Annotated in this window: 12 protein-coding genes; 2 read left to right on the plus strand and 10 right to left on the minus strand. The window is 68.1% G+C overall.

All coding sequences use genetic code 11. The features are described from left to right. Positions 1 to 100: 100 nt before the first annotated feature. Complete coding sequence (locus tag ACF3M1_RS07370; RefSeq protein ID WP_394004921.1) at positions 101 to 580, minus strand: peroxiredoxin; 480 nt, start codon at positions 578 to 580, stop codon at positions 101 to 103. A gap of 139 nt (positions 581 to 719) precedes the next feature. Between ACF3M1_RS07370 and ACF3M1_RS07375 the strand changes: the two genes are divergently transcribed. Further along, positions 720 to 1,232 (plus strand): Hsp20/alpha crystallin family protein, encoded by a 513-nt coding sequence (locus tag ACF3M1_RS07375; protein WP_394004922.1) that lies wholly within the window; start codon positions 720 to 722, stop codon positions 1,230 to 1,232. Positions 1,233 to 1,384: 152 nt separating this feature from the next. Next, a complete protein-coding gene (locus tag ACF3M1_RS07380; protein WP_394004923.1) occupies positions 1,385 to 2,302 on the plus strand; it encodes a DnaJ C-terminal domain-containing protein in 918 nt (305 codons plus the stop codon). 213 nt (positions 2,303 to 2,515) lie between these two features. Here the strand turns inward: ACF3M1_RS07380 and pilH are convergent, their stop codons facing one another. From pilH to ACF3M1_RS07425, 9 genes are all read right to left on the minus strand, one after another. Beyond that, positions 2,516 to 2,911, minus strand: a complete 396-nt coding sequence (pilH, locus tag ACF3M1_RS07385) for a twitching motility response regulator PilH (RefSeq protein WP_394004924.1) — start codon at positions 2,909 to 2,911, stop codon at positions 2,516 to 2,518. A 62-nt stretch (positions 2,912 to 2,973) separates the two neighbouring features. Next, on the minus strand, positions 2,974 to 3,966 hold the full coding sequence (locus ACF3M1_RS07390; RefSeq protein WP_394004925.1) for a YhdH/YhfP family quinone oxidoreductase: 993 nt from the start codon (positions 3,964 to 3,966) through the stop codon (positions 2,974 to 2,976). A gap of 701 nt (positions 3,967 to 4,667) precedes the next feature. After that, the gene (locus tag ACF3M1_RS07395) at positions 4,668 to 5,261 is read right to left on the minus strand and encodes a TIGR00730 family Rossman fold protein (RefSeq protein WP_394004926.1); all 594 of its coding nucleotides are present in this window, start codon (positions 5,259 to 5,261) and stop codon (positions 4,668 to 4,670) included. A gap of 139 nt (positions 5,262 to 5,400) precedes the next feature. Continuing rightward, positions 5,401 to 6,837, minus strand: a complete 1,437-nt coding sequence (gene lpdA, locus ACF3M1_RS07400) for a dihydrolipoyl dehydrogenase (protein WP_394004927.1) — start codon at positions 6,835 to 6,837, stop codon at positions 5,401 to 5,403. A gap of 109 nt (positions 6,838 to 6,946) precedes the next feature. Then, entirely contained in the window at positions 6,947 to 8,191 is a 1,245-nt protein-coding gene (sucB, locus tag ACF3M1_RS07405; protein WP_394004928.1) for a dihydrolipoyllysine-residue succinyltransferase, read from the minus strand. Between the two features lie 46 nt (positions 8,192 to 8,237). Beyond that, a complete protein-coding gene (locus tag ACF3M1_RS07410; RefSeq protein ID WP_394004929.1) occupies positions 8,238 to 11,084 on the minus strand; it encodes a 2-oxoglutarate dehydrogenase E1 component in 2,847 nt (948 codons plus the stop codon). Positions 11,085 to 11,277: 193 nt separating this feature from the next. Further along, on the minus strand, positions 11,278 to 12,183 hold the full coding sequence (locus ACF3M1_RS07415; RefSeq protein WP_394004930.1) for a GNAT family N-acetyltransferase: 906 nt from the start codon (positions 12,181 to 12,183) through the stop codon (positions 11,278 to 11,280). Further along, positions 12,180 to 13,391, minus strand: coding sequence for a JmjC domain-containing protein (locus tag ACF3M1_RS07420; RefSeq protein WP_394004931.1), 1,212 nt, complete (start codon positions 13,389 to 13,391; stop codon positions 12,180 to 12,182). The genes ACF3M1_RS07415 and ACF3M1_RS07420 overlap by 4 nt, the downstream gene beginning before the upstream one ends. A 336-nt stretch (positions 13,392 to 13,727) precedes the next feature. Continuing rightward, positions 13,728 to 14,132, minus strand: coding sequence for a VOC family protein (locus tag ACF3M1_RS07425; protein WP_394004932.1), 405 nt, complete (start codon positions 14,130 to 14,132; stop codon positions 13,728 to 13,730). Positions 14,133 to 14,134 lie beyond the last annotated feature (2 nt).

Below are 14,134 nucleotides of genomic sequence, written 5' to 3' on the forward strand. Positions count from 1 at the left end.
TTCGGTGCGTGCAGACTACGCACCGAAGCGTCAAGGCCGGCTCACGGTGCGCCCCTTGCGCCGCCGCTGCGCACCGTCCCGGCAAGCCCCCACAGCAGGCTCAGTCGATGTGCGCGAGCACGTTGTCGGCCGACGACACCTTGAATTCGCCCGGCGCCTCGACGAACAGGTGCTGGACCACCGCATCGTCCGCGTAGAGCGCGAACCGGCGTGCACGCAGGCCCATGCCGTAGGCGCTGGCGTCCATTTCCAGACCGATTGCGCGGACGAAATCCGCATTGCCGTCGGCGAGCATCTGCAGCCCGCTCGGCACACCGGCACTTTCGCCCCAGGCCTGCATGACGAACGGATCGTTGACCGCGATGCAGACCACGTCGATGCCGCGCTTGCGGAAGTCGTCGAAGCGCTCGACGAAGCCCGGCAGATGGTGCTCGGAACAGGTCGGCGTGAACGCCCCCGGCACCGCGAACAGCACCACCTTCTTGCCCGAGAAAATGGTCGGCGTGTCGATGACGCGGACGCCGTCGTGGATGTGCTTGAGCGTCACTTCGGGGATGGTGTCGCCGATCTGGATGGTCATGGTCGCGGGCCGTCGGGGGAGGGTGAACGGAGTCTAGCCGCTCGCGGTTGGCGCCGAAGTGACCGCTTGAAAGGCGCCAAGGCATTCCCAGATCGTGCGCATCGCGGCCCCGGCCGCCCATCTTTGCGGAGCCAGCACCATGCGACACGATTCCAATGCCGTGCGTCCCCACACCCCCGCCCGCCACGAGCGCAGCCTGCACGAGGACATGCGCCGGCTCTTCGACCAGTTCGTCCAGAGCGGCGACAACCACGACGTCTCGTCGGTGGTCACCAGCCAGTGGGTGCCGCGGGTCGACATCCACGAAGAGCGCGAGCGCTTCGTCATCCTCGCCGATCTCCCTGGGCTGGAGCCGCAGGACGTCGAGATCTGGATGGACAAGGGCATCCTCAGCCTCAAGGGCGAGCGCGTGACCCGGCCGGCCGACCCGGGCGAGGGGCAGGGCCGCGAGACCGATGTGCGGTTCTCGCGCATGGAGCGCGTCAGTGGCCGCTTCCATCGCCGGTTCGCGCTGCCCGACAGCGCGGACGCCGATGCCGTCACTGCCACCGGGCGCAATGGCGTGCTCGAGATCAGCATCCCGAAGCGGCCCGAGACCACGCCGCGTCGCATCCAGGTCGGCGCGGTGCCGACCGCGGACCGGCCGCAGTAAGCAGCGCAGTCGCCGTACCCGCACGCGTCGCCCGGCGACGCGTGCGGGTCACACCGGACACGGCGGCCTGCAGGTATCCTGCGGGCCGTCGCCGCTCCCGGCGTTCCCCGTCTGCCGCGGCCCGTTCGGGCGCCGCCCCGGAAGAAACCACGATGCAGTTCAAGGATTACTACGAGATTCTCGGCGTCGAGCCCAACGCGGGCGATGCGGAAATCAAGACCGCCTACCGACGCCTGGCCCGCAAATACCATCCGGACGTCAGCAAAGAGGCCGGGGCCGAGGAGACGTTCAAGTCGGTCAACGAAGCCTACGAGGCCCTGCGCGACCCGGAGAAGCGCAAGGCCTACGACCAGCTGCGCGCGCGCGGCTATCGCACGGGCGACGAGGTGCAGCCGCCGCCCGGTGGCTTCGGCGGCTACGGCGCCGGCGGCGGTGCGGATTTCGACGAGATCTTCGCCGGCGGCGGTGCCGGTGGCGGGTTCAGCGACTTCTTCGAAGAACTCTTCCGTCGCCGTGGCGGCGCCGGATTCGGCAGTGGCGGCGTGCATCCGGGGGCCGCGCCGCGCGGTGACACGCGTGCACGGCTGGCGGTGCCGCTGGAGACCGTCTACCAGGGCGACAACGTCCGTGTACCGGTGCTCGGACGCACGTTCGACGTGCGCATTCCGAAGGGCATCCGGCCCGGCCAGGTGATCCGTCTGGCGGGCAAGGGGCAGCACGGCGGCGACCTGCTGCTCGAGATCGAATATGCGGCGCATCCGGACTTCGACGTCGACGGCCGCAACATCATCCTGTCGTTGCCGATCGCGGCCTGGGACGCGGCACTGGGCGCCACGGTCAGCGTGGCGACCCTGGGCGGCCGGGTCGAACTGAAGATTCCGGCGGGGTCCGAAAGCGGGCGCAAGCTTCGGCTGCGTGGCCGCGGCCTGCCGGGCAGCGGTGGCGCGACCGCGGGCGATCAACTGATCGAACTCGAGGTGGAGGCACCGCCGCCGCGCACTGCCGAGCAGACCGCGGCCTACGAGGCGCTGCGTCAGGCGTTCGATCGCGTCGAAGCCGGCGAGCGCTGAACGGGTGGGGCGCTACGCGCCCTGACCTGATCGTCGAAGCGCGCATGCGGCCGGTCGTGCGGCGGTGCGCAGGCCGCGGTATCACGCGATGCTCGACGAATGCCGGGCTGATCGCGGGCGGTGTGCATTCGCCACCGGGAGATCTGGCCATCCACGTAAACCCGCCAAGTCCGTCGAACCCGGTCGACGGCGCCGTGCGGCGCCCGCCGGCACTCAGCCTGCAGTAGGCGGCGTCGGGTTCGCGTCGGCGCCGATCGTCTTGACGATCGCGTCGGACAGCTCGACCTCGCTGAAGGGCTTGGTGAGGTAGGCCTTGGCGCCCTGGCGCATGCCCCAGACGCGATCGGTGTCCTGGTCCTTGGTGGTGACCAGTACGACCGGGATATGCCGCGTGGCCGGATCGCGCGTGATGGAGCGCGTGGCCTGGAACCCGTTGAGGTTCGGCATCACCACGTCCATCAGGATGAGATCCGGCAGCTCCCGCTTGGCCGCCTCGACACCGGCCTGCCCGTCTTCGGCAGTCAGTGCCTCGTGCCCCAGTTTTTCGACGATGCGACGAATGCCCATCAACTGCGACGGTGAGTCGTCGACGATCAGAATGCGCGCCATTGTTCCCCCTTCAAGAGCGCAGGATTCTAGCCCGCATTCAGTGTATGCACCCATACCACGCGCTAAAGCGTGACGAGCGTCCTGCCGTGCGAACCTCCGGCCAGCATGCGGTCGAAGACATCCGGCAGGCCCGACAATGCGACCTCCTGCGTGCAGATCGTGTCCAGATGGCGGGGTTTCCAGTCGGCTGCGAGGCGCGCCCACACCGCATCCCGGATCGCACGCGGGGTACCGGCCGACGCGACGCCGAGCAGCGACACGCCACGGATGATGAAGGGCATCACCGTCGCGTCCAGATCCGCACTGGCGGCGAGACCAGCGGTGGCGACATTGCCGTAAGGCGCGGTCTGCGCCAGCAGGCTCACCAGCATCGGGCCGCCGACATTGTCGAGGCCGCCGCCGAACCGCGCGGACTCCATCGGACGGGTGGTCGCGAGCGCGTCACGGCCGAGCACTTCGGAAGCACCGATCGACTTCAGATAGCCCGTCTGGTCGGCCTTGCCGCTGATCGCATGCACCGCGTAACCGGCGGCGCTGAAGATGTCGACGGCCAGCGAGCCGACGCCGCCGGTCGCACCGGTGACCGCGAGCGGGCCGAGGTCCGGGGTCTGCCGGTTCTCCTGCATCCGCAGCAGCGCGAGCGCGGCGGTGAAGCCGGCCGTACCCAGGATCATGCTCTCGCGCAAGGTCAAGCCCGCGGGCAGCTGGACCGCCCACTTGCCCTCGAGGCGCGCGTACTGCGCATAGCCGCCGTCGCGCGTTTCCGACAATCCGCTGCCGGTGACGAGCACGGCGTCGCCTTCCTTGAACGCGGGATCGCGCGAGGCCACCACATGGCCGGCCACGTCGATGCCGCCCACCAGCGGAAAGCGACGCAGGATCTTGCCCTGGCCGGTGCCTGCCAGCGCATCCTTGAAATTCACCGACGAATGCGCGACCCGGATGTCGATTTCGCCGTCGGCGAGGTCGTCGATCGCGACCTGCTCGACGCCGCTGCGGTAACCGGCGTCGTCGTTGTGGATGCGGAAGGCGTCGAAGCGGGCTGGGGTGGACATCCGTGGGACCTCGAGGTGTCAGATCAGGTCAGGATACAGGGCGTGCCAGTCGGAATTCGTCGACTCGACGCGCTGGATCTTCCACATGCGCTGCCAGGCCTTTAGTCGCCTTTTCGTGCGTGATCGCGGCTGCCATCGTGTCGTGGGTTTCGAACCCGACGAGTCGATGGCGGCGGTCGTGTGAAGTGACGCCGGGACTCGACGGGTGTGGTGTCGCCAGACGCGCTGCGAGATCGGAGGTCACCCCGATGTGGAGCATGCCGCGTGGCGCACTGGCGAGAATGCAGGTGCAGGGGAGACAGTGGCGCATGGCTCGGATGCGCTTGAAGGACCGGATGCTGCAGCATCGCAAGTGACCTGCGACGGGGCTGTCGGTCAAGGTCTCGGTCGTGTATCGCGCGAACGTCGAAATGGGCGCCAGCGTGCGCTGGGGCGACGGGGCGCGGGAACGCTGGCTGTCATGAAACGGTTCGAGCCTGGTCGCGTCGTCGTGGCGGACGTTTGGACCCATCTCGAGCCTCCGCTGGGCGACGGGCCGAGGAAACGCGGGCGTTCACAGAACGGCTCGAACCATGGTCACGTCGTCCCAGCCGACGCTGGGACCCACCCCGCGATCGAGATGACCCGAGCGGAGCCGGCGCGCGGACACGACCGACGCACACGAGCGCACCTTGCGCGCGCCAGACGCGCCGAGAGACGCCTTACCTCACGACACTGCGCCGCTTCTCGTCGATCCACTTGCTCGCCTGCGCGGGCTCGTAGGCCTGCATCCATGCCAGCATCGCGTCGATGTCGCTGCCGTACCAGAGGTCGGCGCGCTGGTCGGGGTGCAGGAATCGCTCCTCGACCATGCGATCGATCATGCCGATCAGCGGCGCGTAGAAGCCGTCGATGTCGAGGAAGGCACAGGGCTTGCTGCCGATGCCGAGCTGGCGCCAGGTCAGCATCTCGAAGATCTCCTCCATCGTGCCGAAGCCGCCGGGCAGGGCGACGAAGGCGTCCGACAGTTCGAACATGCGCATCTTGCGCGTGTGCATCGAGTCGACGATCTCGAGTTCGGTCAGGCCGCGGTGCGCGACTTCCCAGTCGGCGAGCTGCTGCGGAATCACGCCGGTCACTTCGCCGCCTGCATCGAGCACCGCATTGGCGACCGTGCCCATCAGGCCGACGTTGCCGCCACCGTAGACCAGGCGCAGTCCGTCCTTCGCAAGACGGTCGCCCAGCGCCATCGCGCGCTCGGCATAGACGGGTTTGCTGCCGGCGTTGGAGCCGCAGTAGACGCAGATGCTTTTCATCGGAGCTGTGATTCGTGATTGGTGATGGGTGATTCGGAAAAGCAGACGCCGGGCATGGCCCGGCGTCTGAGGTCTGGGAAAGATGACGGACGGCGCTCTTGCGAATCACCAATCACGAATCACCCATCACAGGCGAACTTCAGTTCGCCTTGTGAATCGCCCGCTTGTCGACCGCCATCGCCGCGTCGTGGATCGCTTCCGACAACGTGGGGTGGGCGTGGCAGATGCGGGCGAGGTCGTCGGCGGAGCCCTTGAACTCCATCGTCAGCACGCCTTCGTGCACCAGCTCGGAGACGCCGACGCCGACGAGGTGCATGCCCAGCACGCGGTCGGTCTCGGCGTGCGCGATGACCTTGACGAAACCGGCCGGCTCGCCCATCGCCACCGCACGGCCGATCGCCGCGAACGGGAAGCTGCCCGCCTTGTACGGGATGCCGTCGTCCTTGAGCTGCTGCTCGGTCTTGCCGACCCACGCGATCTCCGGCTCGGTGTAGATGACCCACGGAATCGTGTCGAAGTTGACGTGGCCGGGCAGGCCGGCGATCAGCTCGGCCACGGCGATGCCTTCCTCGAAGCCCTTGTGCGCGAGCATCGGGCCGCGCACGCAGTCGCCGACCGCCCACACGCCATCGACGCCGGTGTGGCAGTGGTCGTCGACCTCGATCTGGCCGCGCTCGGTGAGCTTCACGCCGCTGCCGTCGGCCAGCAGGCCCTTGCTCGCGGCCTTGCGGCCCACGGCGACCAGCAGCTTGTCGACGGTCAGCGTCTGCTCGCCGTCCTTGTCGGTGTAGCTGACGACGACTTCCTTCTTCTTGCCCTTGCCGGTGACTTCGGTCTTGGCGACCTTGGCACCCAGCTTGATGTCGAGCCCCTGCTTTCTGAATTCCTTGAGCGCGGTCTTCGCCACTTCGGCGTCGGCCAGCGCGAGGAAGTCGGGAAGCGCTTCGAGGATGGTCACCTCGGCGCCGAGGCGCTTCCACACGCTGCCGAGCTCCAGGCCGATGACGCCGGCGCCGATGACGGCCAGGCGCTTCGGCACCTCGGTGAAGTCGAGACCGCCGACGTTGTCGACGATGGTGTCACCGTCGAACTTGGCGAACGGCAACTCGATCGACTCCGAACCCGCGGCGATGATGACGTTGGTGCCGGTGAGCTCGACTTCCGTGCCGTCGTGCTGCTTCACCTTGACCAGGCGGTCGGCGTGCAGCGTGCCGAAGCCGTAGAACGGGGTGATCTTGTTCGCCTTGAACAGCATCGCGATGCCGCCGGTGAACTGCTTCACGATCTTGTCCTTGCGGCCCACCATCGCCGGGACGTCGATCTTCGCGTCCTTGAACGTGATGCCGTGGTCGCCGAACAGATGGCCCATGTTCCAGAACTGGCGCGAGGAATCGAGCAGCGCCTTCGACGGAATGCAGCCCACGCGCAGGCAGGTGCCGCCGAGGGCGGGCTTGCCGTCCTTGCCCAGCGCCGCGTCGATGCAGGCGACCTTCATGCCCAGCTGCGCGGCACGGATCGCGGCGTGGTAGCCGGCGGGGCCGGCACCGATGACGACGACATCGAATTTTTCGGTCATTTCATTCCCTCAAAACGGGATTGGGGGTACGGGATTCGGGATTGGGGCGAGCAGGAGCCGGCGTTGCCGAATCCCAGTTCCCGAATGCCGAATCCCCTGCGTCTGGGAATCACATTCCCAGAAGCATGCGATGCGGATTTTCCAGCTGGTTCTTGATGTCGACCAGGAACTGCACCGCGTCCTTGCCGTCGATGATGCGGTGGTCGTAGGAGATCGCGATGTACATCATCGGGGCGGCGACGATCTGGCCGTTCTCGACGATCGGACGCTCCTTGATGGTGTGCATGCCGAGGATCGCCGACTGCGGCGGGTTGACGATCGGCGTCGACATCAGCGAGCCGAAGGTGCCGCCATTGGTGATCGTGAACGTGCCGCCCTGCAGGTCGTCCAGGCCCAGCTTGCCGTCGCGCGCCTTCTTGGCGTATTCGGCGATGCCCTGTTCGATCTCGGCGAAGCCCATGCGCTCGACATTGCGCAGCACCGGCGTGACCAGGCCCTTCTCGGTCGACACCGCGATCGAGATGTCGGCGTAGCCGTGATAGATGATCTCGTCGCCGTCGACCGAGGCGTTGACGATCGGGTAGCGCTGCAGCGCGTTAGCGGTGGCCTTGGCGAAGAAGCTCATGAAGCCGAGTTTGATCCCGTGCTCCTTCTGGAACTGCTCGCCGAGTTCCTTGCGCAGCGCCATCACCTTGCCCAGGTTGACCTCGTTGAACGAGGTCAGCATCGCGATCGATTCCTTCGACTGCATCAGGCGCTCGGCGATGCGCTTGCGGATGCGGGTCATCGGCACGCGTTCTTCCGGACGGGCGCCGCCGGACACGCCCGGCGTCTTGCCCGCGGCGTAGTTCATGAGGTCTTCCTTGGTCACCGCGCCGCGACGGCCGGTGCCTTCGACCTGCGACGGATCGATGCCCTTGGTCTCGGCGGTGAAGCGCGCGCCCGGCGGCAGGTCGCCGCTCTTGGACGGCGTGCCGGCCGACTGCGGCTTGGTCGAGGACGGCGCCTTGTCGTCGGCCTTCTTGGCCTCGGACTTCGGCTGCACTTCCTCGGCGCCGGCGGCCGGCGCTTCCTTGTCCTTGTTGCCCGATTCGGCGGCCGGCGCTTCGGCGGCGGCGCCTTCCTCGATGATCGCGATGACCTGCTGGCTGTTGACCGTCGCGCCTTCCTCGAACTTGATCTCCTTGATCACGCCGTCGACGGTGGACGGCACTTCGAGCACGACCTTGTCGGTTTCCAGATCGACGATGTTCTCGTCGCGCTTGACGGCGTCGCCGGCCTTCTTGTGCCAGGTGGCGATGGTCGCGTCGGAAACGGATTCGGGCAGGACCGGGACTTTGATTTCAGTGGCCATCTTGGCTTCCTGGAAAAGCAGTGGAATGTGGGGGTGCGATCTGGGATTACTCGGAGAAGACCTTGCCGTCGAGCGCGTTGACCAGCGCATCGGCGATCAGCTGCTGCTGCTCGGCCACGTGGTCGTTGAAATGACCGACGGCGGGCGAGGGCGAGCGTGCGCGACCGGCGTAATGCAGGCTCTGCGCGCCGTCCTTGCAGGCTTCGAGGTGATGCTTGATCTGGTACCAGGCGCCCTGGTTCTGCGGCTCTTCCTGGCACCACACGACCTCGGTGGCGTTCTCGTAACGCGCGAGTTCGGCCTTGAGCTGCTCGCGCGGGAACGGGTACAGCTGTTCCACGCGCAGCAGCGCCACGTTGTCGAGCGACTGCTTGCGGCTTTCTTCCAGCAGGTCGTAATAGACCTTGCCCGAGCACGCGACGACGCGGGTGACCTTCTTCACGTCGGCGTCGGCATCCGGGATCAGATGCTGGAACTCGCCGTTGGCCAGTTCCTCGAGCGTCGAGACCGCCAGCTTGTGGCGCAGCAGCGACTTGGGCGTCATCACCACCAGCGGCTTGCGCGTGGTCATGCACAGCTGACGGCGGATCATGTGGAAGGCCTGCGCCGGGGTGGTCGGCACGCACACCATCATGTTGTCCAGCGCGCACAGCTGCAGGAAACGCTCGAGGCGCGCCGAGCTGTGTTCCGGGCCCTGGCCTTCGTAGCCGTGCGGCAGGAACAGCGCCAGGCCGCACAGGCGCTGCCACTTGGCTTCACCCGACGACAGGAACTGGTCGATGACGACCTGGGCGCCGTTGGCGAAGTCGCCGAACTGGCCTTCCCAGATGCACAGCGTGCCGGGCTCGGACGACGCGTAGCCGTACTCGAACGCCATCACCGCTTCTTCGCTCAGCAGCGAGTCGATGATCGTCGCGTCTTCGGGATTCTTCACCAGCTCGCGCAGCGGGATGTAGTTCTCGCCGTCGTTCTGGTCGTGCAGCACCGCGTGGCGATGGAAGAACGTGCCGCGGCCGCTGTCCTGGCCGACCAGGCGCAGGCGATGGCCGGCGTCGAGCAGGGTGGCGTAGGCGAGGTTTTCGGCGAAGCCCCAGTCACCGGCGACCTCGCCGGCCGCCATCTTGCGGCGGTCGTCGTAGATCTTGGCGACGCGGGCGTGCAGGCTCACGGTCTCGGGGACGGTGGTGATCCTGGTCGCCAGCGCCTTGAGCGTGTCCACCGACACCGTGGTGTCGAGCGTGTCGCTCAGGCGGCCGGCGAGGTAGGGATCCCAGTCGATCGTCAGCTCGTAGTCCGACGGCTTGGCATCGGCCAGTTCGACGGTGACCTCACCCGCATCGAGCTTGTCGCGGTAACGGTCGACAACGGCCTTGGCTTCATCCGCGGTGACCACGCCTTCGGACACCAGCTGCGCGGTGTAGAGCTCGCGCGGCGTCTTGTGCTTGCGGATCACCTGGTACATCAGCGGCTGTGTGGCGGCCGGCTCGTCGGCCTCGTTGTGGCCGTGGCGGCGGTAGCAGACGAGATCGATGACCACGTCCTTACCGAACTGCTGGCGGAAGTCGTAGGCGAGCTCGACGCAGAACACCACGGCTTCCGGATCGTCGGCGTTCACGTGCAGGATCGGCGCGCCCACCATCTTGGCGACGTCCGTGCAGTACAGCGTCGAGCGCGAATCCTGGCGCTCGCTGGTCGTGAAGCCGACCTGGTTGTTGATGACCACATGCACCGTGCCACCGACCGCGAACCCGCGGGCCTGCGACATCTGGAACAGTTCCATGTTGACGCCCTGGCCGGCGAACGCGGCGTCACCGTGCAGCAGCACCGGCAGCACGGCCTTGCGCTCGGTGTCGCGACGGCGGTGCTGACGCGAACGGACGCTGCCGGCGACCACCGGATTGACGATTTCCAGGTGCGAGGGATTGAACGCGAGCGCCAGATGCACGGCGCCGCCCGGCGTGGCGAGATCGGCCGAGAAGCCCATGTGGTACTTCACGTCGCCGGTGTGCGCGCGGTCGTCGTCGTGGTGGTCGAACTTGCCTTCGAATTCGTCGAACAGCTTGCGCGGGTTCTTGCCGAGCGTGTTGACCAGCACGTTGAGGCGGCCGCGGTGGGCCATGCCGATGACGATGTCCTTGACGCTGTCCTTGCCGGCACGCTGGATAAGCGAGTCGAGCAGCGGAATCAGCGCATCGCCGCCTTCCAGCGAGAAGCGCTTCTGACCGACGTACTTGGTGTGCAGGTAGCGCTCGAGGCCCTCGGCCGCGGTGAGGCGCTCGAGGATCCGCTTCTTTTCCTCGGCACTGCGCGCGAAGCGGCCACCGGCCTTCTCCAGGCGCTGGTACAGCCAGCTGCGCTGGTCGAAGTCCGGGATGTGCATGAATTCCGCGCCGATCTGGCTGGAATACGTGGTCTTGAGCAGCGCGAGCAGATCGCGCAGCTTCATCCGCGGCTGGCCGGCCACGCCACCGGTGCTGAACTCGTCGTCGAGATCGGCCTCGGTGAGCTGGTGGAACGGCAGGCCGAGATCCGGCGGATTGACCGGCGGGGTCATGTCCAGCGGATCGAGCTTGGCGCCCAGATGGCCACGCGAGCGGTAGGCCGTGATCAGGCGGCCGACGTGACGCTCGCGCTCGTCGCCGGCGGTGCCGGACGCGGCGGAGGTCGTGACCACGCCGCGTGCAGCCTGACGGCCGGCTTCGGCAACGGCCGAGAGCACCGCGGAGTGGGGAACGTCTCCCGCCTCGCGCCCTTTGAAGGCGTCGAACCACTGTTTCCAGCTGCTCCCGACGCTCTCGGGATCGACCAGATACTGCTCGTACAGATCTTCGATATAGGCGGCGTTGGCGCCGAACTGGGACGACTGCGCAAACTGCTTCAGGAGACTGTCCACGTCGGGTGATTCGGACTCTTTGGGGAGGGGGTGTGGCGCACCCGATCCGCATGAAACGCGCGCATCGCGGGGCCGATGAAGGCCCGAGAGTATACGCGTCTCGCCGCCGCCCATGCATCACCGGACCGCGACGCGACGCGCGTTCGACCAAGGTCGCAGATGCCGCGAGGGGCCAGCGGGTGCCGGTTCCGGCCTAGATTCCCAGTGCGCGGAACTCGGTGCAGGGGCGTGAACGTTCCCATACCGGCGCGAACTGTCGCGCCAGCTGTCGCGCCTGGCCGGGCAGTGCGGTCGCGGCCTCGCCGTCGAAGCGGTGGCCGAGCGGCCGCTGCAGGAATCCGCCGACGTCGTTGACCAGATACGCGCCTGCGAATGCGCGGTCGACCGGATCGTCGGCCTCGCGGAACGCGAAGACGCTCGACACCCGCTGCGCGAGCGCGAGCATCGGCGCGTGCTCGCGCTGGGTGCCCGCCGCGTCCTGCAGCAACACCTGGATCCGGCCGCCGCGACCGGCGGTGGCGAACCGGCGCAGTGCCTGCAGCACGTCCGGGTGGTCGTAGAGGCCCGGATCGAGATCCCGGCTGCGCAGCCACAGCGCACGGCGCGCGGAATGGATCAGCGTGACCGTGGCGTCGACGGCACCGTCGAGCGTTTCGATCGCGAAGCCGGCGCCGTCGAGGCGGCGCATCGCGCGGTGCTCGATGCCCGCTTCGACGAAGCGCGGCCCGTGCGCCACGAAGCCGTTGCGCGCATAGAGGTCGCTGGCCGCCAGCTGCGCGTGCAGCCAGGTCGCACGCAGGCCGGCGGTGCGGGCCAGCTCGAGCAGCGCGCGCAGCAGCGCCTCGCCGACGCCCTGGCCCCGGCGATCGGCGCGCACCGCCATGCGTCCGATCTTGCCGTCGGGGGCCAGCCGGCCGGTGCCGATCGGCGTGCCGTCGGCGTCGATCGCGAGCACGTGCCGGCTGAGCGCATCGAGGGCGTCGCGTTCGAGTTCGACGGGCACCTGCTGCTCACGCACGAAGACCGCATCGCGCACCGCATGCGCGGCCGCCTGCTGCGCCGGGTCGACGATTTCGACGACGTGGAACCGCCCGCTCATGCGTCGTCGGGAAGCGACAGCTGGTAGTGGCCCAGTTCGAGCAGGGCGTTGACCGCGTCGCGTCCGCCCTGCGACAGACCCGTGTAGTCGTCCGCCGACAGCGCGCTCGCGCCGGCCAGCACCGGCGCGTCGGCCAGCGGCACGGGAAGCGCTGTGCCCGCGACGAACAGACGGGCGCCATCGGCGGTACGCCGCCAGGCCATCCGCGAGAACGGATTGCGCTGCAACACCGCGCCGCCTTCTGCGAGCTGGAATTCGAGTTCGATCCGGGCCGGCAGCGTGTCCGCCGGCATGACCTGGTGCGCGTTGCGGTAACCGGTGATGAAGCGGCCGAACCAGTCGCCCAGGTGGTCGGGGTCGTCGTTGCGCAGCGCCTCGAGGGCCGCGACCACGCGGGCCATCGCCGCATCGTCGATCTCGTTCGGATCGGCGGGCACGGCCAGCGTTTCGTCGTGGTAGCGCTGCGACTCGTCGGTCTCGGCCGCCAGCGTGTCGACGAAATCGCCCATGAGCTCGGCGACCGCAGGCGCGCGCATGCCGACCGAGAACGTCAGGCAGGGATCTTCGGCGGCCCCGTGGTGCGGCACCATCGGCGGCAGATAGAGCATGTCGCCGGGGCCGAGCACCCAGTCGTGGGTGGCGGTGAAGGTGCGCAGCAGTTTGAGTTCGACGTCGTCGCGGAAGTCCTGCGGCGGCAGGCCGCGGCCCATCGCGTGCGAGGCGTCGATCTGCCAGCGGCGATGGCCCTGGCCCTGCAGCAGGAAGACGTCGTACTGGTCGACGTGCGCGCCGACCGAGCCGCCGGTCGCGGCGAAGCTGACCATGATGTCGTCGATGCGCCAGCGCGGCAGGAAGTCGAAATGCGGCAGCAGCGCGGCGACGTCGGCGTCCCACTTGTCGACGTCCTGCACCAGCAGCGTCCAGTCGTGATCGCCGAGCCCCGGGAACAGGTCTTCGTCGAAGGGGCCGGTCTCGACCTGCCAGCCGTCACCGGCGCGGTCGTGGCGGATCAGTCGCGACAGCGCGAATTCCTCGCAGGCCAGGCCCGCCAGGTCCTCGGGCTCGAGCGGTGTCTCGAAATCCGGAAACGCGTTGCGGATCAGCAGCGGGCGCTTATGCCAGTAGTCGCGCAGGAACTGCGCCGGCGGCATGCCGAGCGGCGCATGGCCGGCGGCGTCGATTTCGAAGGGCAGGTCGGGGGCGCTCATGGGGCGGCAGACTACGCGAAAACGGGGGCGGGCTCGATGGGGCGGGGGAGGTGCGTGCGCGCTCACGGATCGTCGCTGCGCAACGCCGTTGCCGTCGCGCCATCGGTTGCGGGCCCAGGTCGATCGGGAGATGGCGGGAGCGGAGCAGGCAACGCGAAGCGGGCGCCCGGGCCGCAGCGTGACCTGGCATTCGTCTGCCTTCATTCCCGCGAGATGCCGAAGCATTCCCCCAACGCCATGTATTGCTCGTCGGTGGCCGTCGGCTCTGCTCCGAATGCCGTCGACGCGTCACCGGATGCCGGCCTGCGCCGGAATGCGGGTCAGGACCGCCGCGATCTAGCCAGCCGTCGCGATCGCGTCATAGCCGCGCGCACTGAACTCCAGCAGGCACCAGCCGTGACCGAATGGATCGGCCAACTGGACGATGCGGCCCCAGTCCGCAGTGCGGATGCCGCCTTCGCGGATCAAGCCCGCGGCCTCGGCGCGGGCCAGCGCGGTGTCGAGGTTCTCGACCACCACGTCCAGATGGCAGGGCATCCAGTGCCGCGTGTACGCGCGTCGGGCGCCGCCGGCCGCATCGCGGCCGGCGGATTTCACCAGCAGATACAGCGGGGCCGATCCGCCCAGCAGCTCGACGCCGTCCGTGCCGAAGCGCCGCCCGGCATGCAGGCCGAATGCGGCGACGTACAGCGCCTCGGCGGCGGCGAGGTCGGGAACGTCGAGGTTGACCAGCCACTGCATGG

This window comes from Luteimonas sp. WGS1318, assembly GCF_043187535.1.
Classification (GTDB): Bacteria; Pseudomonadota; Gammaproteobacteria; order Xanthomonadales; family Xanthomonadaceae; genus Luteimonas.